The following is a 25,165-nucleotide window of genomic DNA, read 5'->3' on the forward strand; positions in this document are numbered from 1 at the left end:
TTACCTCCTGGTATATTTATTAAGCGCATTTATATAATCTTCCTGATGATTCAGGTTGAGATGAATCTGCTCATCTTCCACTGGCACCTCAAGGAGGAATTTTTCATGCTGCTGAATTACATGTCTCAAGCCCATTTTCTCTTCCTTTAACGATAAAAGCTCGTTCCTCAATCCAGAGGAAAAGAGGATTGGGTGACCTCTTTTGCCCTGGTGGCTGGGGACTGCAATCAGGCAGCGACTTCTTCTAAGATTCCCGGCGAGCTTATTAATGATGACAGAATGAAGCGGCTGGTCCACGGATGTAATCAGAATCGTTTCTGATAACGTGTCTGCAGCTTTCACCCCTGCAATGATGGACGAGCATTTACCATCTTGAAAATGTTCATTTATTATCAATTTAGCAGAATACTTTTTTGCGATTGAAAGGAATTTTTCAGCTTCATATCCCAATACAACTACAATATCTGTGAACACCGATTTTTTGAGAGTATTGAGCTGATGCTCGAATAATGTCGTTCCATTCCATGGCAGCAGTCCTTTTAGAGTACCCATTCTGCTGGAATGGCCCGCTGCAAGCAAAATGGCTGTATGTGTCATGGACTACCTCATTGTTTCCGGCTCAGATATCTTTTGGCTGGCAGCTGTCTGAACGGCCTTAATGATTTTGGTATAGCCTGTACAGCGGCATAGGTTGCCTCCTAATGCAGTTTTAATATCCTCGACGGATGGAACATGGTCAATTCCATCCAAGAAAGCTTTTGCTGATACGATGATTCCCGGAGTACAATAGCCGCATTGTGTTGCTCCTTCAGCTATAAATGATTCCTGAATCACATCCAGATTTGGTGATAATCCGACTCCTTCACAAGTGGTGATCACCTGGTTTTCAGCCTGGCCAGCGAGGACAAGACAGGAACATACAACCTCATTATCGATTAAAACAGAGCATGATCCGCATTCTCCCTTTCCGCAGCATTCCTTGCTGGCAGTCAGACCCAGATCCTCCCTCAAAACATCAAGGAGCGTTTTCGCAGGCGGGCAAAGGACCGTACATTCCTTTCCATTAACAATAAATTGAATACTTTTCAAATCTTCGCCTCCTCATAGATTATGAAACTATAATGGCAATGAAAAAATAGTGTGAGCAGTTTGTAGGGATATTAGTCTGGCGAGCAAGCAGAGGTATTTAAATTATGATATTATGCTTCTTCTTCTAAATAGACTAATAAGCACAAAAAAATTCCTGCACAAAAGGTTCCCTGTTTGAAGTCCACAGGAAATATACCTTTCGTAGATAGGAATTCCGGTTCCCGGTAGAAACCCTCAAACCGATTATTGAGGTTATACGAAAAATTCTATTTAATTTTTCATAGTGCTGTAGGGAGGTTTTATTGGAACAATTATAGAAATAGAGGGGGAGTTGATTTGTAGTGTAATAGTTAAGTCAATATTTTGTCAAGTACGAATTTTCTGAAAAAAGATATTGACTTATAAAATAGCCTTGTTTAATATATTGATTAACAGGAGGATTACATGACTGTTTCTACCTCAAAATTATCTCAGACCATAAAAAAAGATCTCGCTTATCTCTATAATCGTGTGAACCAGGAGATCTATGGAACAGGCGTAAAAAAACAGCGTATTGAAACTTTTGATGATAGAGTCATCATCTTTGCCCAGCATAAGCGTGTTCAGGCACTGCATATGCTGAGCCAGAACTTCCATCACCTGACCATTTCGGTTGATTCAGCATTGATTGTTGAATTCAAATCGCTTTTTAAAGGGATGATTGAAGATGCTCTTCATTTGAAAGTCAAGACGATTTTAAAAGATTATGATCCTGTTACTGAAGAAGCATGCACCATTATTTATTTTGAAGAATAGCAGTTTTACATTATGTTAGGGAGAGCTGTGCATGCCGCAGTTTTTCTTAAACCTGAATATAGGAGCGGTTCCTTTGTCTTTTGTTTAACGGAAGCTGAATGAAACCGCAGTAATAGAACATCTATGGTTTACTTTGATGTTATCTATTGCTGCGGTTTTTTTTATACAAATTTTTCTTTTGGGAGGTGATGCCGTTTTTTAAAAGCTGGAGTAGGCTATGGCATAACAAAGAATTAAACCTGGGGGGAAAATCTTTGGAGAAGCTAAATCCTTGGAAGGTAGGGACTTTGGGATTTCAGCATGTGCTAGCCATGTATGCAGGTGCTGTCATTGTACCGCTGATTGTGGGACCGGCAATTGGGCTTAATGCCCAGCAGCTTGCTTACTTAATATCGATTGATTTGTTTACCTGCGGGATTGCTACATTGCTTCAAGTTATAGGGGGGAAGCATTTTGGCATTAGGCTGCCTGTCATTCTGGGATGTACTTTTACAGCAGTCGGCCCGATGATTGCCATCGGGAATTTGCAGGGCATTACTGCCATTTACGGGGCTATTATTGCTTCAGGTATTATCGTCATGATTCTATCACAATTTATGAGTAAAATTATGAGGTTTTTCCCGCCGGTCGTTACCGGTTCAGTCGTCGCTATTATCGGGGTATCACTGATTCCTGTTGCCATGAATAATGCTGCAGGCGGGCTGGGATCACCTGATTTTGGAAGCTCGAAAAATCTATTCCTGGCTGCATTTACACTGGTCCTGATTATTTTAATGAACAGGTTTTTTAAAGGCTATATGAAAGCGATCTCTGTCCTGCTGTCATTGGTGGCAGGGACAATAGCAGCTTACTTTATGGGGCTTGTCAGTTTTGCCGAAGTCAGCCAGGCTTCCTGGTTTCATGTCGTTCAGCCGTTTTATTTCGGATTCCCGACATTCAATGCCTCAGCCATCCTTACGATGACTTTAGTAGCAATTGTGAGCATGATTGAATCTACTGGAGTATTTCTTGCTCTCGGAGATGTCTGTGAAAGAAAACTGGACTCTAAAGACATTAAGAAAGGGCTGCGTGCAGAAGGACTGGCTGTTGTTATAGGGGGCATTTTTAACGCGTTTCCTTATACCTCCTTTTCCCAGAATGTGGGGCTGGTAGCTTTGACTAAAGTAAAAACACGGAATGTTGTTATCGCAGCTGGTGTCATATTGATGACTTTAGGTCTTTTGCCTAAAGTGGCTGCTCTGACTACGATTATTCCTATGGCTGTCCTTGGAGGAGCCATGATTCCGATGTTTGGGATGGTTATCTCATCAGGAATCAGAATGCTTTCTGCAGTGGATTTCAGCAAAAATGAAAACTTGCTGATTGTTGCCTGTTCAATAGGAATTGGACTTGGTTCGGCAGTTGTACCGCAGATTTTTGAGAGTCTGCCGACAAGTGCACGCCTGCTGGTTGAAAATGGAATCGTACTGGGAAGCATCACAGCAATTTTATTAAATTTGGTATTTAATTATAAAGATTTAAATATAAGTGAAAGTGAAAGAATCGAACAGCTGAAAGGAGATCACTCAGCTGAAATGATTTAATAGCAGCTGCTGTAACCATCTGCCTCTTATTTTGAGGCAGAAATCAAATTAATAGATAGGAGCAGTGTAAATGGATTTAATTCTGAAAAATGCAAATATTCCGCAGGGAGATCGTCAGGTTTTAACGAATATTCTAGTAAACGAGGGAAAGATTGTTGGCTACACGAATGACATTTCTTTTCTGAATGCAGCCAAGGTTATTGATATTCAAGGAAAATTAGTTGTTCCAGGCTGTATTGATCCACATACCCACTTTATGGATCCCGGGTTTACTCACAGAGAAACATTTGCAACCGGCAGCCGTTCTGCAGCTGCTGGAGGCTTGACAACCATTATCGATATGCCATGCTGCAGCAAGCCATCTGTTCGGGATGGGGATAGCTTCAATAAAAAAATCGGTCCAATCAGAGATCAGGCTTATATTGATTACTGCTTCTGGGGCGGCATGACTGGTGAAGATGCACGTGAAGGCTGGATTGATAATATTTACCCTCAGATAGACCAGGGAGTTGTTGCATTTAAAGTTTACATGACTCCTTCTGTGCCTACCTTCCCTAAAGTATCTGACGCAGAAATGCTGGAGATTTTTAAAAACGTTGCAAAAACCGGTCTTCCTATTGGTGTTCATGCTGAAAACTATGATATCTGCACATTCAATTCGAAAAAACTTGAAAAAGAAGGCCGCCTTGACGGACCGGCATGGGCTGAAGCTCGTTCAAGCCTCGCTGAGAAAGTGGCCATTGAACTGATTCTCAGCTTCGCGGAAGCTACAGACGCACGTGTACATGTCGTACATATGAGCACAAAGGAAGGCGTCGAGCTGGTAAAAGCTGCAAAGAAGCGTGGTGTCAAGGTTACAGCTGAAACCTGCCCTCACTACCTTGTTTTAAATGCTCAGGATTCCATGTCAGAGCGGGGCTCCTATGCCAAAATTGCTCCTCCGCTGCGAGGAAAAGAGGATAACGAATCCCACTGGCAGGCACTGGCTGATGGAACAATCGACTTCGTCGGAACCGACCATGCCCCATATGAAATTGCCACCGAAAAGGATTATCCAGGTGCAACGATTTGGAACACCTTCCCTGGCATTCCGGGTGTAGAAACGATGGTGCCGATCCTTGTCAGTGAAGGCTTAAATAAAGGACGCATATCCTTATCGAGATTTGTAGAAGTAACGAGCCGTAATGCCGCCATTCATTATGGAATTTACCCTAAGAAAGGCTCAATGGAAATTGGCAGCGATGCTGATTTCACGGTTATCGACCTTGAAAAAGAGTATGTAATTGATGAACAGAAAACAGAATCAATGGCTAAATACAACCCGCTGCATGGCATGAAACTAAAAGGGAAGCCAGTACAAACCATTATCCGCGGAAGCGTGGTCTTCGAAGAAGATAAGGGGATAGTTGGAGAAGCGGGATATGGAGAATATGTTCCTCGTCAAAGCATCCAGAGACTTGAAAGAACATTGAAGTATGAAAAATACGAGGCGGTAAATGTGAAAACAAAAGATCCTGTAGCACAGCAATAAATATATATCGAGGGAGGCTGAAGGGATTGGAACTTAGGGGAAAAAAGCACTGTGTAGTCATTATTGATATGTTAAACGACTTTATCGGTGAAAAAGCAGCATTAAGGTGTGAAAATGGCGAAAAAATTGTTCCTAAAATTCAAGAACTTATTGAATTCGCACATAATCACAATATTCAGGTTGTGCATGTTCAGGAAGCTCACAGAAAGAATGACCGTGATTTCCGTGTAAGACCTGTCCATGCAGTAAAAGGAACCTGGGGTTCGGAGTTCATTCCAGAGCTTCAGCCCGATGAGAGCAAAGGAGATTATGTGGTCCAAAAGAGGCGGCATAGTGCATTCAGTTATACTGATTTTGATCTCTTCCTGAGAGAAGAAGAAATTGATACGGTCGTCCTTACTGGAGTCTGGACCAATGTATGTGTACGCAGTACCGCCTCTGATGCCTTGTATCATGGCTATAATGTGATTTGCGTATCAGATGCCACCGCTTCGCAGGATGATGATATGCACGTATCAGGTCTAAGGGACATTGACATTTTCGGAGATATATTATCAACAGAAGAATACAAAGAACTGGCTAAAAAGAAATTCTCCCAAGACGAATCCGTTGTATAACTCTTCTCAAGTTCCAAGGAAAAAACGAATTTTAGTGGGCATAACCGGAGCAAGCGGATCATTGTATGCATATACACTGATCCGAGCTCTTCATCAATTAGAGATCGAAACGCATTTAATTGCTACGGAGATGGGAGAAAAAGTAATGCAATTTGAATGCGGGATCAAGATGGACGAGCTGAAGGAATATGCCGCTATCCACAGCAACCGGAATCTTTTCGCTGCGGTTGCCAGCGGATCCTTTAAAACAGACGGAATGGTGATTGTGCCATGTTCGATGAATACATTGGGTGCTATTGCAAATGGAGTCGGCGATACGCTTCTAAGCAGGGCTGCCAGTGTGGTTTTAAAGGAGAATAGAAAGTTTATTATTGTTCCGAGAGAAGCCCCTTTTAATTTGATTCACCTGCGCAATATGACTCTCCTTGCTGAGAGCGGGGCTTGCATAATGCCAGCATCTCCAGGCTTTTATCATAAGCCGACGGAAATCTGGGAGCTGGCCAACTTTATGGTGGCGAGGATATTGGACATGCTGGATATTGACCATGAGCTCTTGGAGAGATGGGGGGAAAAGGCATGAACCCTGTAACAATGAGGGCTTTGCTGGACAGATGGGATAGCATGGGACTTCTTTATCGGGTGAAAAAAGAGGTGGACCCTCTCTATGAACTGGGAGCAGTGATAAACACGAAAAATGGCAGACAGCCTTTCTTATTTCAGAAAATCAAAGGCTATCAATCTTCCATGGCTGCCGGTTTGGGAGGAGACAGAGAGCTTTTGGCTGACAGCATGGGAATCACCCCATCTGAACTTATTCCTAAAATCATTGAATCAATTGTGAATCCTATTCCGACAACTTTAAGGCAAACTGGTCCTGTCCAGGAGAATCTTGTAACCGGGGAATTCGACCTGGCAGATTTGTTTCCTATCCCAACCTATCATGCAGAAGACTCAGGTGCATATTATGTGGCAGGAATTCTGGTAGTTAAAGACTTATCCGGCAAAAAGAGGTATACCTCGATTCGCAGGATGCAATACCTTGGCGGTAATCGAACGAACATTCTTATAACCTCACCGGAACTGATGGAGCAATATGCCCATTATGAAAGCATCGGCGAACCGATGGAGGTGGCTGTTATGTTTGGTGTTGTTCCAGCGGTTGTCCTAAGTTCTCAGATCAGTACGCATTTGTACCATACCGACAAATTGGATGTAGCAGGTGCACTGCTTGGCCAGTCTCTGGATGTGGTTCAGTGCAAAACGGTCGATTTGGAAGTGCTGGCTGATGCGGAAATTGTTCTGGAAGGCAAGATGCTTCCATTTGAAAGAGAACTGGAAGGTCCGTTTGGCGAACTGGCCGGTTATTATGGCACCAGAACGCCACAGCCGATAGTAGAATTTTCAGCCGTTACTTACCGGAATAACGCTATCTCACAGACTATTTTTCCATCAAGTTATGAAGAAAGGCTGCCAATGGCGCTTGTTAGGGAAGCTACACTTTTAAGCACCGTCAGGCAGGTTGTTCCAAATATCAAAGCTGTACATATCCCGATGGGCGGTGTCGCCCGCTATCATGCAGTCATACAAATTGAAAAGAAGCATGATGGTGACGGCAAACAGGCGGCACTTGCAGCTTTTGCAAGCGATAAGGATTTAAAGCATGTGGTTGTTGTGAATGATGACGTCGATATCTTTGATTCGGATGATGTTGAGTGGGCTATTGCGACAAGAGTGCAGGCGGGGGATGATATTTTTATCGTACAGGGTGCGAAGGGATCACCGCTCGAGTCTTCCCATCATTTAAAAGGAGTCAGTGATAAGATGGGCATCGATGCCACCTATCCGCTTGGAAAAGAAGAGTTATTTAAAAGAACTTCAATCCCCATTGAAGTGAATCTTGAAGACTATCTTTAAGCTTTTGCAGTAGAGGAGGTCAAAAATGAAGGCAATTGGCTTGATAGAAACTAGGGGCTTGACAGCAGCTATTGAAGCGCTGGACGCAATGGCAAAAGCAGCAAATGTCAGCTTAGTAGATTTAAAGAGAGTCGGATCCGGACTTGTCACCGTCATTATTGAAGGGGATGTGGCAGCAGTCACAGCTGCTGTTGAGGTTGGGAAGACTGCTCACACCACGGCTGGAGGAGAACTGGTTTCGGCAAATGTAATACCCCGCCCTCATTCAGAACTTCGTAAAATTTTATAAGAGTATGTGTCAAAAGTGGAGGTGCATAATGTGTGTCTGACTTTATTAAAAGTGTTGTAGAAGAAGTAATGAAGCCCTACAGCAAGCAAAAAGAAAATCCTATTAATGGAGCTCCCAGTTTTCCCCCGCCCCGCAGCCAGCCGGGATTGAAGTCGGGTATACCGGGCATAAACCGGCCAAATTATCAGAAAGAAAAAATGAAAAAAAGAATAGCTGTTAATCATGCGGATGCGCCACAGTCTGCTAATCCACACCAAAACGTTAGAAGGCAGACAGTTTCACTTTCTTCACCCATGCCTTCCGCTAAAGAAAAAATTGCACAGCTTCAGACCCTGTCCCTGGTACAAGGGAAACAGCGGGTTACTGCCAGGGCTGAATCCGCTGAAACAAAACCCGGCCGAAATGCAAGAGAAAGCCAGCTTATCGGACAAACGCCGGAGGGTGTGAAAGTCTGGCTATTCTCTGATCTTCACCCCACCTTGGAAGGCTCCTTCCAGCGGGAATTAAAAACAGCCTCCATCGGGGTAGTGACTGCAAAAAAATGTACGCCCGGACAGCTATTTTTACTGAATGACCTTTTAAGAGAGTTTCCTTCTTTAAAATATTGCCTGTCATGGGACAAAAACAGCGGGCAATCCTTTTCGCTGGAGCTTTATGAAGAGGATTATGAAGTACTGTTAAACGCCTTAAAGAGCTTCTTCAAAAAACTTTCCCAAAAATCATTTAAAACGATTACAGCACATAAAGAAAAATCCCCCAGTCCGTGGCTTACAAAACAATTAGGGATTAACTCGTCAATTGGCGGTGTAGCTGTCATTGAAGGAATTGACTATTATTCGGGTATTTTGCTCCTTGACCGGCACATGAAAAAAAATACGGCTGAACACATCAATTTTTTAATAGAGAAGGAATATGTGCTTCTTCACGGTCAGTTTGATGAGGTATCCCGGATCACGGATCTGCTTTGTAAGGAATTCGACAGGATTAAATAAGGCTTGGCCAGCAGCACAGTCACAGATCAGCTCAATAATTCCAGAAAATTTAGCCGGTCTGACAATTTCATATGAGGAGGATTTTTCAGTTGCAAGCATTGGGTTTGATTGAAACCGTTGGTTATTCAACAGCAGTTTCTGCTGCAGATGCAGCCGTAAAAGCAGCAGATGTAGAAATTGTAGGAATTGAAAAAGTAATAGGAGTGGATGGCTACCTTGGCGTCACAATCCATTTTAACGGTGATGTTGCGGCTGTAAAGTCTGCAGTCGATGCCGGTGTGAGTTCAGCAGAGAGAATAGGAAAAGTAATTTCTGCTCATGTAATCCCGCGTGCACACAGTGAAGTGGCAGGGAAGCTGCTTCCGAATTTCAAACTGAAAGACATGCATCCGGAAGCAGGTGCTGAAAAAGAGGTTAAATCCGTAGATAAGCCACATGAAAAAAAGCAAGTTAAAAAACAAATTGAACCTGATGAAAATGATAATGATAAACCATCAGTTTAATAAACTTAAGGAGGAAACACACAATGGGTGAAGCATTGGGATTAATCGAGACGAAAGGCCTTGTTGGCGCAGTAGAGGCAGCGGATGCAATGGTTAAAGCAGCAAATGTGGAGATCTGCGGATATGAAAAAGTGGGATTTGGTCTTGTAACAGTTATGGTCAGAGGAGATGTTGGAGCGGTTAAAGCAGCGACCGATGCAGGAGCCGAAGCTGCCAGCCGAGTAGGAGAACTCATCTCGGTCCATGTCATTCCGAGACCGCACAGCGAAGTTGAAAGAGCTCTATTATCAAAAAATATCGGTGAATAAGCATGAGGAGCAAAAAGCAGAGTGTTATGGCAAAAAACACTCTGCAGGCGCTTTATATGCGAAATGAAAACTGGAGAGACAGAAAACCTCATATCCTGGCTCTATTAACCTCTCATTTGATAGGAATGGATCCGGGATTTTCTTACTTGAAAAAGTTAACAGAGGAAGATATTACACTTAGAATGACTGCTGAAGAAGAATTGCTGACCCAATTTCCGCTTGAGGAGTTAGTTTCTCTGACCGGAAATGACGATTGGATCTCTGCTTCCATGATTAATGATCAGCTTCTTGATCAGTTTGATGAAATTCTTTTGCCAATTCTATCATTTTCTCTGATAGCAGATCTATTGAACTGTAACGAACAAAGGCCTTTGGTGCGGATTATACTAATGGGTTTATTAAAAGGAAAACGGGTCACGGCGTTGAAGGCTGGAGGTGATCCTTTCAGTCAGTATTGGAAACTGAAAGGAATGGATAAAGGGCCGGACATATTAAAAAGAAAGCTTAATGGGCAGATGGCAGAGCTGAAGGTGCTTGGCATAAGATTAATAGATTTCAATGATAGGGCAGACTTTGCTGTTCATCAAATGAAGAAAACGGTTATTACCGATGAGACAGTCCGGTTTGCCTATTTGAACAATCTTGATCAGCTGACTGTTCCAAAAGGGGCTATCATAACCCCCCTGGCAAAAGATACAGCAAAGGAACTTAAGATCGAAATTATTTTACATTAAGGGGTAGGTCTTTATGCAAATGGGAATAGTGGTTGGCCGTGTAACTGCCACAAGAAAAGATGATAATCTGGTGGGCACAAAACTATTAATTACCCAGCCTATAGGATTGGACGGCTCAATGTTACCGAACCCCATTATAACCGTTGATACTGTTGGTGCCGGCATTGGCGAGAAAGTCATCTATGTGACTGGAAGCATGGCATCAAGAGCGGTTCAGAATAAAGATGCACCTATCGATGCTGCCATTATCGGAATTATTGACAGTGTAGAAGGAATGGAAACAGGGGGTTAATAAATGGATGCAAAAAATATCAAAAAGGCAGTGCAGTACCGCAAGCTTATTGATGTTTTGCTTGATTCCAGCCAGTATGCCGATGTAGTTCTGAAAGGGGGATACTTTATTAATGTAATCACCCGTGAGATCTATGAAGCAGACGTTGCGATGAAAGGCGAATATATATTAATGGCAGGGGACGCAAAAGACTTAATTGGGCCAAAAACGATAGTTGAAAACATTCAGGGGAAATTCGTTTGTCCAGGGTTCATTGATTCTCATATGCATTTTGAGAGTGCGATGCTGACTTGTACGGAATTCTCCAAGCTTTCCATTCCGACAGGAACCACCACGCTGATAGGTGATCCGCATGAAATAGGGAACGTCCTGGGTGTTCACGGAATGCAGGCAATGATTGAAGAAGCTAAGACACTTCCAAACCGGGTATTATTCACGGTACCTTGTGCTGTGCCTGATGCTCCCGGTCTTGAAACATCCGGCTTTGATGTGACATCAAAGGATATGAAAGAGCTCCTGGCAGACCCATATGTGCAGGGAATTGGGGAGATTCAAAGCTTCAGCAATATAGGTCCCGTGTATGAGCATGCACCGGAATTAATAGACGATCTTGTTGCCGCAGTTTCATATGCAAACAGCATAGGAAAAACCGTTGAAGGGAACGCCCCAGGATTGTTTGGCAAAGAGCTTGCCGCCCATATTATCAGCGGAGGTAACCATGTGTCCTGCCATGAAACTACAACGAAAGAAGAAACAGTCGAAAAGCTGCGCAATGGCGTAAGTGTGTTCATGCGTGAAGGATCTTCCCAAAGGAATATGGCAGACTGTATTCGTGCCATAACAGAGGATGGGCTGGATTCCCGCCGTGCAATCCTCGTATCAGATGATATGGTGCCTGCTGATCTATTAAATTACGGACATATGAATGATATCGTCCGCCGAACCATTGCAGTGGGGATTGATCCAGTGGAAGCCATTCAAATGGCGACCATTAATCCTGCCACCCACTTTGGCTTTAAGGATGTGGGGGTCATTGCACCAGGCAAAAGAGCAGATGTCGTTGTGATCAGTGATCTGAACAATATGACAATTGATCAGGTATACCTGGCAGGGAAAAAAGCAGCTGAAAAAGGCGAATTAACTATAGATATTGCTCCTTACATATATCCGGAAAGTGTGAAAAAGTCAGTGAAGCGGAAGCCTGTAACAGTGAAGGAAATCGCCATTGAAGCTCCAGGCAGCCGTGCAAAAGTAAGGGCAATTGAAGCGATACCTTTCCAGAACTTAACCGGCGGAAGCGAATATACGCTGAATGTCAAAGAAGGCATTGTGCAGCCGTGCCTAAAGCAGGATGTTCTGCCTCTGCTGGTTGTTGAGCGCCACGGCAGAACCGGAAAAATCGGCAAGACGTTTCTTCATGGCTTTGATTTGAAAAGCGGAGCCATAGCAGAAAGTGTAGCCCATGATACACACAATATCATTGTTACAGGAACTAACTACGTAGACATGGCCATGGCGGTTAACCGTGTCATTGCCATGGATGGCGGAATAGCGATGATAAAGGATAGCAAAGTAGTAGGTGATCTTCCTCTCCGGATTGGCGGTTTAATGACAGATGAATTAACTGGAAAAGAAATGAGTGAAAAGGTCGACGAATTATCGCAGCTTGCCAAAGAAGTTCTGGGCTGCGGTATGGAAGTTCCCTTTATGCATTTATCATTCTGGTCATTGGTAACAAGCCCCAAATGGAAAATTACAGATATGGGGCTTATTGATGTAGATAAGTTTGAGGTCATTCCGACCATTATTAATTGATCATTAAAGCGGCGTTCTCTGCCGCTTTTCATATATACAGCAGGTAAAGGAGGAATAGCATGGGAGTTAAGCTTGTCGACTTAACACAGGAAATTTATCAGGGGATGCCTGTTTTTCCCCTTCATCAGAAAACAATGATCTTCCCGAATATCTCCCACGAAGAAAGTGAAAAGCAAATTGGATTTATGTTTGCTACTAATAATCTATTAATCAATGAACATGGTCCAACTCATAGTGATGCAACTTATGAGTATGATCCTAACGGCCAATACATCGATGAAATGCCGCTTGAGTATTTTTACGGGCCGGCAGTTTGCCTTGATGTATCCCACATCCAGCCTCATCAATATATAACAGACCGTGATCTCGAGGATGCACTGAGGAAATCACAGCAGTTTATTGAAAAAGGAGATATCGTCCTCCTCTATACAGGCCATTACAATCGGTCTTATGGTACCGACAAATGGCTCACCACTTATACCGGCCTGGATTATCAGGCAGCAAAATGGCTGGCTGATAAAGGTGCAGTCAATATAGGCATTGATGCCCCGGCCATTGACCATCCGGATGATCCAAAGTACTCCGGACATCTTATTTGCCGTGAATACGGAATAACCAATACTGAAAATCTTTGCAATCTCGACCAGATCGCAGGCATGCGATTTCTATATTTCGGACTCCCTCTCAGAATTCGGAAAGGAACGGGATCTCCGATTCGTGCGGTTGCAGTTTTCATTGAATAACAACAAAGGCTGGTGTTCTAAATGAAAGAGGTTTTTAACAGAGGCAAGATCCTGGACGAAATTATTATCCCGCCGTATGAAGGAAGAAGCGCACTGATTCACAAAGGGGAAGAGCTGATTATTATTGATATGGAAGGAAAACAGGTTGGGGACTTTGTCTGTTTTAACTATGAAGATCCCGAGGAACATGTTTCACCTGTCCATATGCGGGCTTCACTAAGCAGCATACGGCTTAAAACGGGAGACTGGCTATACAGCAACCGCCGCCGTCCGCTAATGCAGCTTTTGGAAGATACTGTTGGAAAACATGATTTCTTCTTTCCGGCATGTGATTATTACCGCTACAAAGTTGATTTCGACAAAGAGGACCATCCTAATTGCCATGATAATATTGCGGATGCATTGAAAAAGTATAATATTCATCCTGCTGTTATTCCGGATCCTATTAATATCTTTATGAATAATGTTCTTGATGATGCCGGGGATTATGTCATTGCCGAACCCCTTTCCAAGCCAGGCGATTACATAAGGCTGAAAGCGTTGTGTGATGTTGTCATTGCCTGTACAACATGTTCACAGGACATGGCGCCTGTTAATGGGTTTAAGGTGACCCCTATTAAAATGCAAATTATGGAGGCGGATTCATGAATGATATTCAGTTTCTTCAGCATCTGCTCCAGATTGACAGCTCCAATCCGCCCGGAAACGAGCATTTAGTGACTGAAGCCTTTATTAACAGATGCAAGCAAAATGGTCTGCCGTATAAAGTGACCATGCTTGATGCGACTCGAAGCAATTTTGAAGTTACGCTTCAAGGAAAAAGCGGTAAACAGCTATTCTTATGCGGGCATATGGATACAGTTTCACCTGGAACAGGAGAATGGGTTTACTCCCCTTTTTCAGGAGAAATCGCAAATGGCCGGATTTATGGCAGAGGAGCTTCTGATATGAAGAGCGGCCTTGCAGCAATGTTCTTGGCTTTGGAGCAGCTGTATCTCTCCAATACTGATCTGCCTGCAGACGTTACCTTTCTGGCAACAGCCGGGGAAGAAGTCGACAGCTGCGGTGCCAGGACTTTTTTAAAAGAAAACGATGGCCGAAAAATTGATGCACTTGTCATTGCCGAACCGACAAATGAAAAAATTGTGATTGGACATAAGGGAGCCCTTTGGCTTGAGATCACAGCTTATGGGAAAACCTCTCACGGTTCCATGCCGGAACAGGGAATCAATGCAGTAGATCATATGCTGAAAATAATCCGGGTATTGGATGAAATGAAAATTGAATGGAAGACAGAAAAGAAGCCCCTCGGACAAAGCAGCCTGGCTGTTACTATGATTGAAGGCGGAGTGCAGACCAATGTCATTCCAGATAAATGCAGCATCAGAGCAGATATTAGAACAGTTCCCCCTCAATCCCATTCCCTTTTTATAAACAAGCTAAAATCCAAACTCGATGTTCTCTTGGATCAGGGAGAAATTTATAAATACAGTATTGAAACCCTTCTTGACCGTCCATCTATTTTAACTGATCCTGCCCGGGACATTATTCAAATTGCGCAGATGGTAAAGGACGAATCGGAAGCGGACCATTACGGGGTGTCCTACTATACAGATGGTGCCGTACTTAATCCAAGAAGTGAAATTCCTACCTTGATTTATGGCCCAGGTGATGAAAAGCTGGCGCATAAGCCAAATGAGTGGGTTAGTCTGGCGGCATATCAGCGCTCCATTCAATTTTACAGACAGCTTATTATGTCATATGGGAAGCTGGAGCCGTCAGAAGTCAGTCCAATACGAGGGGGAGGAAGAAATTGAGCAGTATTCTGATAAAAAACGCTGAAATTATTACAATGAATGCAGTTGAAGAAATCATTTTCGGGGATTTATATATTGTAGATGACCGCATTGCCGACATTGGACAGAATTTAACACATAAAGCGGATAAAGTAATCGATGCCACTGGAAAGACGGTCATTCCAGGATTTATTCAGACACATATCCATCTGTGCCAGACATTATTCCGCGGGCAGGCTGATGATTTGGAGCTTCTTGATTGGCTGAAGCAGAAGATCTGGCCGCTTGAGGCATCACATGATGAAGAGTCTATCTATTATTCTGCTATGCTCGGAATTGGCGAATTGCTCCAGAGCGGAACAACAACTGTAGTGGACATGGAAACCGTTAATCATACGGAATATGCCTTTCAGGCCATTGCCGAAAGCGGCATTCGGGCACTTGCCGGAAAGGTCATGATGGATAAAGGGGATGAGGTCCCTATTCCGTTAAGAGAAAATACCTCTAAATCCATCCAGCAAAGCGTGGATCTCCTTGAAAGATGGCATAATCGTGAAAACGGTCGCATACAATATGCCTTCTGTCCCCGATTTGTCGTTTCCTGCACAGAGGAATTGCTGACAAATGTCAGGGATCTCTCAGCCCACTACAACGTAAGGGTCCATACTCATGCATCCGAAAATGCCAGTGAAATTCTCCTTGTTGAAAGAGAGCTTGGCATGCGGAATGTAGTCTATCTGGACAGCATTGGCCTTGCCAATGAAAGGCTGATACTTGCCCATTGTGTTTGGCTTAATGAAGAAGAAAAAAGAATCATTAAAGAACGGGGCGTAAAGGTCAGCCATTGTCCGGGATCCAATCTAAAACTGGCATCAGGTGTGGCAGAGATTCCATCATTACTGGATCAGCAGGCATTTGTCAGCCTTGGTGCTGATGGGGCTCCCTGCAATAACAACCTGGATATGTTTAATGAAATGAGATTGGCTGCAATCATTCAGAAGCCTGTGCACGGCCCAACTGCAATGAATGCAAGAACCGTCTTCCGAATGGCGACAATCGGCGGAGCGAAGGCAGTTGGAATGGAACAGGAAATCGGAAGTCTGGAGCCCGGAAAGAAAGCAGACCTTGCTATCCTTAATCTGAATGATTTTCATATATATCCGTCATTTGATATCGATACTATCTCAAGGATAGTCTATTCAGCCACTCGTGCAGATGTTGAATCCACCATTGTGAACGGCAAAATGGTGATGGAAAATCGGAAGCTGAACACAGTCGATAAAGAAATGGTTTTAAAAGAAGCGAACACCAGCATAAAGAGGCTGCTCAAAAGATTAGAGACAGCAGTTTATTAATCTTCTAATTCGGCTGAAAGCAAATCAGCCGTTTTTTTTATGGTAAAATATAGTAAAGGGGTGTGGTGTTGTGAAAGTGGAAGTTTTAGATCATGCAAATCTTATGCAGGCAGCTGAGTTTATTGCAAAAATGAACATCTTGCCAGAGTGTCATATAGGTTATTTGGGGACCAGTCAAAACGATATTTTTCAAAGTCTGGAAGAAATGAATCGTGATGCCGAGTCAGCTGCGTTCATTGTCCGGGAGGGTGATGCTCTTGCTGGTTTTCTGGGTGCAGATGCCGATCTTAATAAAGGGACAGCTGAGTTATGGGGACCTTTTGGACAGGAAAATGAGCTTATGGGACTACTATGGGAAAAAGCACTCCATTTTTTTGAAGGAAAGCTGCATACATATTTTTTATTTGCTGATACAGCCAACCATGATGCTGCAGAATTTGCATCAAAAAACGGATTCATGCTGCAATCGGCTCAAACATACATGGAACTGAAAGATAATTCATTCAATGGTTTAAGAAAGGTTAGTTTATTGCCGATTCACTGTCATAGTGCATTTATTCATTTGCATGATGCCTTATTTCCTCAAACATATTATTCAGGAAAAGAGATTATCGAAAGAATGAATGATTATTGCAAAGTCTATACATCTCTTGATGCTGACGGATTAAATGGCTATTTATATACAGAATACAATCGTGAAGAAAAAGAAGGAAGCATTGAATTTATTGGTGTGGACCCCTGTAAGCGCAAGAATGGAATTGGACGGAATCTGCTGGAAATGGCGGTTCATGATCTTTTTGTGAATAGTGGAGCCAATAGCATTAAGCTTTGTGCAGGGACAGCAAACGAGAAAGCGCTGTCTATTTATAAAAAAGCAGGGTTTACAGTTGAGAGGTCATTGAATTTTTATAAATTCGATATCCGGGAATAAGAGCAATAAGTTAGTGTGCTTTGGCGATTTTAGGTAAAATATAAATAACCAGATAAAATTGGAGGGAACAAAATGGCTATTGAAAACCCGAGCAGGGACGAAATCGGTGTCCTTTTAAAAAAGTCGAAGCGGATTGCTGTTGTAGGATTAAGCGGAAATCCTGATCGTACATCCTATATGGTATCAGAGGCGATGCAAAAAGCCGGCTATGAAATCATTCCGGTTAATCCGTCGGTTGATGAAGTACTTGGTGTAAAGGCAGTGCCCAGCCTTAAAGACATCGAGGGGCATGTAGATATCGTTAATATATTCAGGCGATCTGAGTTTCTTCCGGAAATTGCACGGGAATTTGCTGAAATAGATGCTGATATCTTCTGGGCTCAGCTCGGAGTGGCAAACCAGGAAGCATACGATTTTCTTAAAGAAAAACGGTACACTGTCATCATGGACCGCTGCATTAAAGTTGAGCATGCTCTGACAAAGTAAACTAAAGCATGAGGTCTATATAAGATCTCATGTTTTTTATTTTTTGTAGAATCCCTGTAAATAAAGGGTTCGTGTAACGGAAATAATCATGATAAATCTCTTAAATCCCAAGATCTTATTTGCCAAAACCAAATAAATAGATAAAATAAAGCATAGACCATCCTAATTTATATGGTAAAATATAAATATAGAACACCTGTTCGAACATTGGTTTTTCAAGATGAAAATTGGCTGTATAGCCGAATTCTTATAGGGGTGTTCCAATGCCGTGTTTTCGGCGGCAAGTGTTTTGCAGGAAATGAAAGGGGTATGTTCGTGGCAAGAAATCAGGAAGCTTTTGACTACAATGATGATGCCATACAGGTACTCGAAGGGCTGGAAGCGGTTAGAAAACGCCCTGGGATGTACATTGGAAGTACGGATGCAAGGGGTTTGCACCATCTTGTATATGAGATTGTCGATAATGCTGTCGATGAAGCACTGGCAGGTTACGGGGATCATATCATTGTCAGAATACATAAAGATAATTCTATTAGTGTACAAGATAAAGGACGCGGAATGCCTACAGGTATGCATAGAATGGGCAAGCCGACTCCAGAAGTCATATTAACTGTCCTTCATGCAGGGGGAAAGTTTGGCCAGGGAGGCTATAAGACGAGCGGCGGGCTTCATGGTGTTGGTGCATCTGTCGTCAACGCCCTTTCCGAATGGCTTGTGGTTAAAATTAAACGTGACGGCTTTGTATATGAACAGCGTTTCGAGCTGGGCGGCAAGCCGGTGACCACATTGGAAAAGACCGGCAAAACAAATCAATCAGGGACAACCATTCATTTTAAGCCGGATCCGTCGATTTTCTCGACAACCACATATAATTACGAAACGCTCTGTGAGCGTCTTCGTGAATCTGCTTTCCTTCTTAAAGGAATGAAAATAGAAATCATAGATGAGCGTAATGATTTTCATGACGTTTTTCACTATGAAAACGGCATAGAAGCATTTGTAGAATATTTAAATGAAGAAAAGGATGTTCTGCACCCTGTCGTAAGCTTTGAAGGCGAAAGCAATGCAATTGAAGTGGATTTTGCTTTTCAATTCAATGATGGCTACTCAGAAAATGTTCTTTCATTCGTCAACAACGTCCGCACAAAGGACGGCGGTACGCATGAGGCTGGAAGCAAAACTGCGATGACAAGGGCTTTTAATGAATATGCCCGAAAAGTGAATCTTCTGAAGGAAAAAGATAAAAACCTGGATGGAGCGGATCTGCGTGAAGGATTCACGGCGATCATATCTGTTCGTGTTCCTGAGGAGCTTCTGCAGTTTGAGGGTCAGACGAAAGGCAAGCTGGGGACCAGTGAAGCACGTTCTGCTGTTGATTCAGTTGTTTCCGAGCATTTATCTTATTTCCTTGAAGAAAACCCTGAGACAAGCTCTCTGTTAATTAAAAAGGCGATAAAAGCTTTCCAGGCGAGAGAAGCGGCCCGCAAAGCACGTGAGGAAGCAAGAAGCGGGAAAAAGAGGAAAAAATCGGAAGCGATGCTTTCGGGAAAACTGACTCCGGCCCAATCGCGGAACCCTCAAAGAAACGAATTATATCTGGTTGAGGGTGATTCCGCCGGTGGGTCTGCCAAACAGGGACGGGACAGGCGTTTTCAGGCTGTGCTTCCGCTTAGAGGTAAAGTAATCAATACAGAAAAAGCAAAGCTTGCGGATATCTTTAAAAATGAAGAAATCAATACCATTATCCATGCCGTTGGAGCAGGTGTAGGCGCGGATTTTAATCTGGATGATGTCAACTATGATAAGGTAATCATCATGACAGATGCCGACACTGATGGAGCGCATATCCAGGTGCTCCTGCTCACGTTCTTTTACAGGTATATGAAACCGCTGCTTGAAGCGGGAAAGGTATTCATTGCGCTGCCTCCTTTATATAAAGTCAGCAGGGGGTCAGGCAAAAAAGAAGTGATTGAGTATGCATGGAGTGATGATGATCTTCAGGATACCATTAAAAAAGTGGGTAAAGGCTATATGCTTCAGCGCTATAAAGGGCTTGGAGAAATGAACGCCGACCAGTTGTGGGAGACAACTATGGATCCGGAGTCGCGCACATTGATCCGCGTTAAAATTGATGATGCAGCCAGAGCTGAACGCCGTGTAACCACCTTGATGGGCGATAAAGTTGAACCCCGCCGCAAATGGATTGAATCGAATGTGGCATTCGGCCTTGAAGAAGATGGAAGCATACTTGAAAATGAAAATATTTCAGTACTAGAGGAGGAGGGTGTTGACTCATGAGTTCTGCTGAAAAATTCCGGGACCTTCCTCTTGAAGATGTATTAGGCGACCGCTTTGGGCGTTATAGTAAATATATTATTCAGGATCGTGCCCTTCCAGATGCACGTGATGGGCTAAAGCCCGTTCAAAGACGGATACTTTATGCCATGCACGTAGAAGGAAACACACATGAAAAGGGCTTTAGAAAGTCCGCAAAAACAGTCGGGAATGTAATCGGCAATTATCATCCGCATGGCGATACTTCAGTTTATGACGCGATGGTGCGGATGAGCCAGGATTGGAAGGTCCGTAACCTTCTTGTGGAAATGCACGGCAATAATGGGAGCATCGATGGAGATCCCCCAGCAGCCATGCGTTATACAGAAGCCCGTTTATCTCCCCTTTCTTCCGAATTGCTGAGAGATATTGAGAAAAGAACCGTTGAATTCATCCCTAACTTTGATGACACGTCTAATGAGCCAACCGTTTTGCCGGCAGTTTATCCGAATTTGCTTGTCAATGGCTCAACAGGCATTTCTGCAGGGTATGCAACTGATATTCCGCCCCATCATCTAAATGAGATAATTGATGGCGTTATTTTACGGATGGATAAGCCTGATTGTTCCATAGATGATCTGATGGAGCATATTAAAGGCCCGGACTTCCCTACGGGGGGCATTATCCAGGGAGTCGATGGAATAAAAAAAGCTTATGAAACAGGAAGAGGCAAAATCATTGTCCGCGGAAAGGCTGAATTTGAGGATTTGCGCGGAGGGAAAAAGCAGATCGTTATCACTGAGATTCCTTATGAAGTGAATAAAGCGAACCTGGTTAAGAAGATTGATGAATTCCGCCTTGACCGGAAAGTTGAAGGCATTGCCGAAGTCCGTGATGAAACAGACCGGACCGGCCTCCGAATTGTAATCGAGTTAAAAAAGGATGCAGATCCTGAAGGTGTCCTTCACTACCTGTACAAAAACAGTGACCTGCAGATCCCATATAACTTCAATATGGTTGCCATTCACAATCGCCATCCGAAATTAATGGGATTACGAGAGCTGCTGGATGCTTATATAGGCCATCGTAAAGAAGTCGTTACACGGAGATCCCAGTATGAGCTGCAAAAAGCTGAGGCGCGCCAGCATATCGTTGAGGGACTCATGAAGGCTCTTTCTATCCTGGACGAAGTGATTGCAGCGATCCGCGCTTCTAAAGACAAACGGGATGCGAAAGATAATCTGATTGCAAAGTTTGAGTTCACTGAACCTCAGGCAGAAGCAATTGTTTCCCTGCAGCTATATCGTTTAACAAATACCGATATAACCGCCTTAAGAGCAGAGGCCGAGGAACTTGCTAAGCTAATCGGCGAGCTTAAAGCTATTCTCGAAAGCGAGAAGAAGCTGCTCTCGGTTATTAAAAAAGAGTTAAGGGATGTTAAAAAGCGCTTTGCGGATGAACGACGTACCAGAATTGAAGCGGAAATCGAGGAAATCAAGATCAATCTTGAGGTTCTGGTAGCAAGTGAAGATGTTATTGTTACGGTAACGAAGGAAGGCTATGTCAAGCGTACCAGCCAGAGATCGTTTGCCGCCTCTAACGGACAGGATTTCGGCATGAAGGATTCAGACAGAATTATTGCCCAGCTTGATATGAATACAACTGATGTTCTCCTTGTATTTACGAATAAAGGCAACTATCTGTACTGCCCTGTTCACCAGCTGCCGGATATCCGCTGGAAAGATCTTGGTCAGCATATTGCCAATATCATTCCGATTGACCGGAATGAATCGATTGTCCGTGCCATTCCTGTAAAAGATTTTGAAACGGAAGAATATCTTTTGTTCATGACCAAGAACGGCATGGTAAAGAAAACCGAGCTGAAATCATATAAGGCACAGCGATATTCTAAACCGCTGGTTGCTGTCAATGTTAAGCGCGATGATGAAGTTCTTGACGTTTATTTAACTGATGGCACGAAGGAAATTTTCCTTGCGACCCACCAGGGATATGGCCTCTGGTTCCACGAGGAAGAGGTCAGCATTGTAGGGGCAAGGGCTGCCGGAGTTAAAGGCATCAATCTCAAAGACGGCGACTTTGTTACAGGCGCTCAGCTTATAGAGGACCCGAAAGAACAGGCTGTTGTGATTGTTACACAGCGGGGCTCCATTAAAAAAATGAAGCTGACTGAATTTGAACGCACCTCACGTGCCAAGAGAGGCGTAGTGATGCTTCGTGAATTGAAATCAAACCCTCATCGCATTATTGGGTGTGTAATTGTCCGCAGCAAAGATGATTTATACATTGAAACAGAAAAAGGCCATATAGAAGCAGTTAATGCTTCGGCAATCCGTTATAATGACCGCTATTCAAATGGATCGTTCATCCTTGACGATTCCGAAAGCGGCAAAGCAAAATGCATCTGGAAAGCTGAGGCAGAAAATACTGTCAATGCAACTGAATAGAATTACTAGCCCCTGTGAATACAGGGGTTTATTTGTCTGCTAAATTAATAATTTCCGGTGTGTATATCATCTTTTTAAATTAAAACTGAATCCAAAATAGTTTGAATAATGTTATTCTTATGAAAGTTTATTTGTATAAAAAATTAATACTAGTTTAAATGAAAGCGATTAAAAATATTTAATTGGCTTGTGCAGAAATCCATTTTAATTCGCTTAATATCAATGTTTTTATTGAATTTTCTCTCCTGCGAATGAATATTCGACTTGTCTATTAAAAATTCTTTTGATAGATTATAAGGAGTGTGTTGTTTTTGCAAGATAATAAAATATTTAGGGGGAATAGCATGGCTTTATTGGAAACAATCGTAGGCTTTCTAAATGATCTTTTATGGACGTACATTTTGATTGCCGCATTAATTATTCTAGGTCTATATTTTAGTTTTAAAAGCAAGTTTGTCCAATTAAGATATTTTGGTGAAATGTTCAGAATATTGGGCGATAAAGCAATGATATCTGCTGAAGGCAAAAGAGGAATATCATCTTTTCAAGCCTTCACTATAAGTGCAGCCTCCCGTGTTGGTACAGGTAATATTGCCGGCGTAGCAACTGCGATTGCTGCAGGTGGACCTGGCGCTGTCTTCTGGATGTGGCTTATCGCATTTATTGGGGGAGCTTCAAGCTTCATTGAAAGTACTCTTGCCCAGATTTACAAAGTCAAAGATAAAGATGGTTTCCGCGGTGGACCTGCCTACTATATGGAAAAAGGACTTAATAAACGCTGGATGGGAATAATCTTTGCAATCATCATTACTTTCTGTTTCGGATTGGTTTTTAACTCTGTCCAATCGAACACCATCTCTTTAGCGTTTAATGAAGCGTTTGGCACAAGCCGTCTAACCATCGGAATTGTACTGGCGGTATTAACGGCGGCTATCATTTTCGGCGGTGTTAAACGGATTGCGTATGTATCTCAAGTCGTTGTGCCAATCATGGCAGTTATATATTTAGTTGTTGCTATTGTGATTGTCATCATGAATATTACTGAAATTCCAAATCTGGTAAGCAGCATAGTGAAAGGGGCATTCGGAATTGATCAGGCTGCAGGCGGAGCAATGGGTGCAGCTGTGATGATGGGTATTAAAAGAGGTTTATTTTCAAATGAAGCAGGTATGGGTAGTGTACCAAATGCCGCGGCAACAGCAGCCGTTTCCCATCCTGTAAAACAAGGACTGATCCAAACCCTTGGAGTATTTGTGGATACGATCTTAATCTGTTCTGCTACCGCGTTTATTATCCTGTTATCAGGTGATTATGCGAATTCAGATCTTACTGGCATAGAATTGACTCAGGCAGCTCTTAGCACACATGTTGGATCATGGGCACCTATTTTTATTGCAATTGCTATTTTCCTATTTGCCTTTACTTCGGTTATTGGAAATTATTATTACGGAGAAACCAATATTGAATTTATTAAAGAGAGCCGCACTGCCTTGTTTACTTATCGCATTGCTGTAATCGGTATGGTCATCTTCGGATCTGTAGTTGATCTTGCCATCGTTTGGAGCCTTGCTGATTTATTCATGGGCTTAATGGCGATTATTAACTTTATAGCGATTATATTGCTTGCTAAAGTTGCTTATGCCGCTTTGAATGATTATAAGGCACAGAGGAAAGAAGGAAAAGACCCTGTGTTTTATGCTGATTCTATCCCAGGTCTAAAAGGGATTGAATCCTGGGAAACAAAAGAAAGTGCTTTAAAAAAAGCAGCTAAATAATTTAGAACTCACAGCCTCTTATCCTTAGGATAGGAGGTTTTTTGTGATTTTACATGTTATTTCCAAAACTGGGTAAGATAATAAAAAAATAGGGAGGATACGTAAATGAAGAAGGAATTGCTTTTTGCGTTTGCGGCTTTCTTTTTTATGTCTTTATCCGCTATAACCGGTGTATATGCAGGTGAACAAGAACAAAAGACTGTAACGCTGTCGAAAGATAAAGTGGATGTTACCGGTGATAATAAGGCAGACACTATCTATATTAAAGGTGTCTATTATGAGGAGGGCGCTTCATTTTTAAAGGAGATTTCACTTGAAGTTAAGGCCTCAGACGGTAATACGTATAATGCGGAGCTTGAAGGTGGATATGAACCTCAAATACAGTTTGAAGATTTAAACCGTGATTCCATCAAAGATATGTATATTAGTATTCCAACTGGTGGAAGCGGAGGGCTGTCAAATTTTTATTTATATACCTTAAAGGACTTGAAGATGGTTGACCTCTCTGTTCCAGATCCTTTAGTTATCAATAGTCAATTTGAAAATGGCTACAAAGCGAATATCAGCATCCAGGATACAAAACAATCGTATACGTTCGATTTACGGGACAGGAGTGAAGAGTATGAACGGCTCGGTCTGTATGTTAACGGCAAGCTTAGCGAGCCAACGGAGCTTATGGTAAATCCATATAGCACTTTGAAGATCATCCCTGTTGAAGGGAAAAAGGGATTAATGGGAATTCAGAGAATAAGCGGGGCATATAATGCAGATACCATTGCCTTTGTAGAGTCCTTTTGGCTGTATGAAGATGGGATATGGAATTTAAAAGACACCAAAGTGATGAAAATGAATTCCCGTAAGCGTTAGTGACTGGGCAT

25 protein-coding genes and 1 riboswitch are annotated in these 25,165 nt (G+C 42.7%); of the genes, 23 read left to right on the forward strand and 2 right to left on the reverse strand.

Going from position 1 to position 25,165, the window contains the following annotated elements:
* A complete protein-coding gene (locus CE058_RS21515) occupies positions 1-597 on the reverse strand; it encodes a nucleotidyltransferase family protein (RefSeq protein WP_163145023.1) in 597 nt (198 codons plus the stop codon).
* Between the two features lie 3 nt (positions 598-600).
* On the reverse strand, positions 601-1,089 hold the full coding sequence (locus tag CE058_RS21520) for a (2Fe-2S)-binding protein (RefSeq protein ID WP_163145024.1): 489 nt from the start codon (positions 1,087-1,089) through the stop codon (positions 601-603).
* 182 nt (positions 1,090-1,271) lie between these two features.
* A riboswitch (purine riboswitch) is annotated at positions 1,272-1,369 on the reverse strand.
* Positions 1,370-1,533: 164 nt separating this feature from the next.
* Between CE058_RS21520 and CE058_RS21525 the strand changes: the two genes are divergently transcribed.
* The 23 genes from CE058_RS21525 (at position 1,534) to CE058_RS21635 (ending at position 25,154) form a co-directional block, all read left to right on the forward strand.
* Positions 1,534-1,884 (forward strand): Na-translocating system protein MpsC family protein, encoded by a 351-nt coding sequence (locus CE058_RS21525; protein ID WP_163145025.1) that lies wholly within the window; start codon positions 1,534-1,536, stop codon positions 1,882-1,884.
* Between the two features lie 254 nt (positions 1,885-2,138).
* Positions 2,139-3,467, forward strand: a complete 1,329-nt coding sequence (locus CE058_RS21530; protein WP_163145026.1) for a nucleobase:cation symporter-2 family protein — start codon at positions 2,139-2,141, stop codon at positions 3,465-3,467.
* Positions 3,468-3,537: 70 nt separating this feature from the next.
* On the forward strand, positions 3,538-4,998 hold the full coding sequence (gene allB, locus CE058_RS21535) for an allantoinase AllB (RefSeq protein WP_048010090.1): 1,461 nt from the start codon (positions 3,538-3,540) through the stop codon (positions 4,996-4,998).
* A 26-nt stretch (positions 4,999-5,024) separates the two neighbouring features.
* Positions 5,025-5,615: a cysteine hydrolase family protein gene (locus tag CE058_RS21540; RefSeq protein ID WP_035332403.1), complete on the forward strand. Its 591-nt coding sequence runs from the start codon at positions 5,025-5,027 to the stop codon at positions 5,613-5,615.
* 34 nt (positions 5,616-5,649) lie between these two features.
* The gene (locus tag CE058_RS21545; protein ID WP_048010089.1) at positions 5,650-6,195 is read left to right on the forward strand and encodes a UbiX family flavin prenyltransferase; all 546 of its coding nucleotides are present in this window, start codon (positions 5,650-5,652) and stop codon (positions 6,193-6,195) included.
* On the forward strand, positions 6,192-7,529 hold the full coding sequence (locus CE058_RS21550) for a UbiD family decarboxylase (RefSeq protein WP_048010088.1): 1,338 nt from the start codon (positions 6,192-6,194) through the stop codon (positions 7,527-7,529). Before CE058_RS21545 ends, CE058_RS21550 begins: the two co-directional genes overlap by 4 nt.
* A 25-nt stretch (positions 7,530-7,554) precedes the next feature.
* Positions 7,555-7,818, forward strand: coding sequence for a BMC domain-containing protein (locus tag CE058_RS21555; protein ID WP_048010087.1), 264 nt, complete (start codon positions 7,555-7,557; stop codon positions 7,816-7,818).
* A gap of 32 nt (positions 7,819-7,850) precedes the next feature.
* The gene (locus CE058_RS21560; RefSeq protein ID WP_048010086.1) at positions 7,851-8,810 is read left to right on the forward strand and encodes a hypothetical protein; all 960 of its coding nucleotides are present in this window, start codon (positions 7,851-7,853) and stop codon (positions 8,808-8,810) included.
* An 89-nt stretch (positions 8,811-8,899) separates the two neighbouring features.
* A complete protein-coding gene (locus tag CE058_RS21565; protein WP_035332393.1) occupies positions 8,900-9,313 on the forward strand; it encodes a BMC domain-containing protein in 414 nt (137 codons plus the stop codon).
* 23 nt (positions 9,314-9,336) lie between these two features.
* Entirely contained in the window at positions 9,337-9,621 is a 285-nt protein-coding gene (locus CE058_RS21570; protein ID WP_009334686.1) for a BMC domain-containing protein, read from the forward strand.
* Positions 9,622-9,647: 26 nt separating this feature from the next.
* Complete coding sequence (locus CE058_RS21575; RefSeq protein ID WP_227887022.1) at positions 9,648-10,355, forward strand: hypothetical protein; 708 nt, start codon at positions 9,648-9,650, stop codon at positions 10,353-10,355.
* Positions 10,356-10,368: 13 nt separating this feature from the next.
* Positions 10,369-10,647 (forward strand): EutN/CcmL family microcompartment protein, encoded by a 279-nt coding sequence (locus CE058_RS21580; protein WP_048010084.1) that lies wholly within the window; start codon positions 10,369-10,371, stop codon positions 10,645-10,647.
* Positions 10,648-10,650: 3 nt separating this feature from the next.
* Positions 10,651-12,462: an adenine deaminase gene (locus CE058_RS21585; RefSeq protein ID WP_048010083.1), complete on the forward strand. Its 1,812-nt coding sequence runs from the start codon at positions 10,651-10,653 to the stop codon at positions 12,460-12,462.
* A gap of 59 nt (positions 12,463-12,521) precedes the next feature.
* Positions 12,522-13,205, forward strand: coding sequence for a cyclase family protein (locus CE058_RS21590; RefSeq protein WP_048010082.1), 684 nt, complete (start codon positions 12,522-12,524; stop codon positions 13,203-13,205).
* Positions 13,206-13,226: 21 nt separating this feature from the next.
* Positions 13,227-13,853, forward strand: coding sequence for a DUF1989 domain-containing protein (locus tag CE058_RS21595; protein WP_048010081.1), 627 nt, complete (start codon positions 13,227-13,229; stop codon positions 13,851-13,853).
* Positions 13,850-15,022, forward strand: a complete 1,173-nt coding sequence (locus CE058_RS21600; protein ID WP_163145027.1) for a M20 family metallopeptidase — start codon at positions 13,850-13,852, stop codon at positions 15,020-15,022. The genes CE058_RS21595 and CE058_RS21600 overlap by 4 nt, the downstream gene beginning before the upstream one ends.
* Positions 15,019-16,356 carry a 5'-deoxyadenosine deaminase gene (locus CE058_RS21605; protein ID WP_163145028.1) on the forward strand — a complete coding sequence of 446 codons (1,338 nt, stop codon included), beginning with the start codon at positions 15,019-15,021 and terminating at the stop codon, positions 16,354-16,356. The genes CE058_RS21600 and CE058_RS21605 overlap by 4 nt, the downstream gene beginning before the upstream one ends.
* 70 nt (positions 16,357-16,426) lie before the next feature.
* Positions 16,427-17,287: a GNAT family N-acetyltransferase gene (locus CE058_RS21610; protein ID WP_163145029.1), complete on the forward strand. Its 861-nt coding sequence runs from the start codon at positions 16,427-16,429 to the stop codon at positions 17,285-17,287.
* A gap of 72 nt (positions 17,288-17,359) precedes the next feature.
* Positions 17,360-17,773, forward strand: coding sequence for a CoA-binding protein (locus tag CE058_RS21615; protein ID WP_048010077.1), 414 nt, complete (start codon positions 17,360-17,362; stop codon positions 17,771-17,773).
* Positions 17,774-18,088: 315 nt separating this feature from the next.
* On the forward strand, positions 18,089-20,071 hold the full coding sequence (gene parE / locus CE058_RS21620) for a DNA topoisomerase IV subunit B (RefSeq protein WP_048010076.1): 1,983 nt from the start codon (positions 18,089-18,091) through the stop codon (positions 20,069-20,071).
* Positions 20,068-22,512 carry a DNA topoisomerase IV subunit A gene (parC, locus tag CE058_RS21625; protein WP_048010075.1) on the forward strand — a complete coding sequence of 815 codons (2,445 nt, stop codon included), beginning with the start codon at positions 20,068-20,070 and terminating at the stop codon, positions 22,510-22,512. Before parE ends, parC begins: the two co-directional genes overlap by 4 nt.
* Before the next feature lie 344 nt (positions 22,513-22,856).
* A complete protein-coding gene (locus CE058_RS21630; protein ID WP_163145030.1) occupies positions 22,857-24,287 on the forward strand; it encodes an alanine/glycine:cation symporter family protein in 1,431 nt (476 codons plus the stop codon).
* A gap of 105 nt (positions 24,288-24,392) precedes the next feature.
* Positions 24,393-25,154, forward strand: coding sequence for a hypothetical protein (locus CE058_RS21635; RefSeq protein ID WP_163145031.1), 762 nt, complete (start codon positions 24,393-24,395; stop codon positions 25,152-25,154).
* Positions 25,155-25,165 lie beyond the last annotated feature (11 nt).

Origin of the sequence: Bacillus sp. 22-7, assembly GCF_010628845.1 — a bacterium.
Lineage (GTDB): Bacteria > Bacillota > Bacilli > Bacillales > Cytobacillaceae > Cytobacillus > Cytobacillus firmus_B.

What these genes read in the sequence shown, in the direction of transcription:
- CE058_RS21515 (WP_163145023.1), bottom strand. Translation starts at nt 597, where the DNA reads ATGACACATACAGCCATTTTGCTTGCAGCGGGCCATTCCAGCAGAATG.
- CE058_RS21525 (WP_163145025.1), top strand. Translation starts at nt 1,534, where the DNA reads ATGACTGTTTCTACCTCAAAATTATCTCAGACCATAAAAAAAGATCTC.
- allB (WP_048010090.1), top strand. Translation starts at nt 3,538, where the DNA reads ATGGATTTAATTCTGAAAAATGCAAATATTCCGCAGGGAGATCGTCAG.
- CE058_RS21550 (WP_048010088.1), top strand. Translation starts at nt 6,192, where the DNA reads ATGAACCCTGTAACAATGAGGGCTTTGCTGGACAGATGGGATAGCATG.
- CE058_RS21555 (WP_048010087.1), top strand. Translation starts at nt 7,555, where the DNA reads ATGAAGGCAATTGGCTTGATAGAAACTAGGGGCTTGACAGCAGCTATT.
- CE058_RS21570 (WP_009334686.1), top strand. Translation starts at nt 9,337, where the DNA reads ATGGGTGAAGCATTGGGATTAATCGAGACGAAAGGCCTTGTTGGCGCA.
- CE058_RS21575 (WP_227887022.1), top strand. Translation starts at nt 9,648, where the DNA reads ATGGCAAAAAACACTCTGCAGGCGCTTTATATGCGAAATGAAAACTGG.
- CE058_RS21580 (WP_048010084.1), top strand. Translation starts at nt 10,369, where the DNA reads ATGCAAATGGGAATAGTGGTTGGCCGTGTAACTGCCACAAGAAAAGAT.
- CE058_RS21585 (WP_048010083.1), top strand. Translation starts at nt 10,651, where the DNA reads ATGGATGCAAAAAATATCAAAAAGGCAGTGCAGTACCGCAAGCTTATT.
- CE058_RS21590 (WP_048010082.1), top strand. Translation starts at nt 12,522, where the DNA reads ATGGGAGTTAAGCTTGTCGACTTAACACAGGAAATTTATCAGGGGATG.
- CE058_RS21595 (WP_048010081.1), top strand. Translation starts at nt 13,227, where the DNA reads ATGAAAGAGGTTTTTAACAGAGGCAAGATCCTGGACGAAATTATTATC.
- CE058_RS21600 (WP_163145027.1), top strand. Translation starts at nt 13,850, where the DNA reads ATGAATGATATTCAGTTTCTTCAGCATCTGCTCCAGATTGACAGCTCC.
- CE058_RS21615 (WP_048010077.1), top strand. Translation starts at nt 17,360, where the DNA reads ATGGCTATTGAAAACCCGAGCAGGGACGAAATCGGTGTCCTTTTAAAA.
- parC (WP_048010075.1), top strand. Translation starts at nt 20,068, where the DNA reads ATGAGTTCTGCTGAAAAATTCCGGGACCTTCCTCTTGAAGATGTATTA.
- CE058_RS21630 (WP_163145030.1), top strand. Translation starts at nt 22,857, where the DNA reads ATGGCTTTATTGGAAACAATCGTAGGCTTTCTAAATGATCTTTTATGG.
- CE058_RS21635 (WP_163145031.1), top strand. Translation starts at nt 24,393, where the DNA reads ATGAAGAAGGAATTGCTTTTTGCGTTTGCGGCTTTCTTTTTTATGTCT.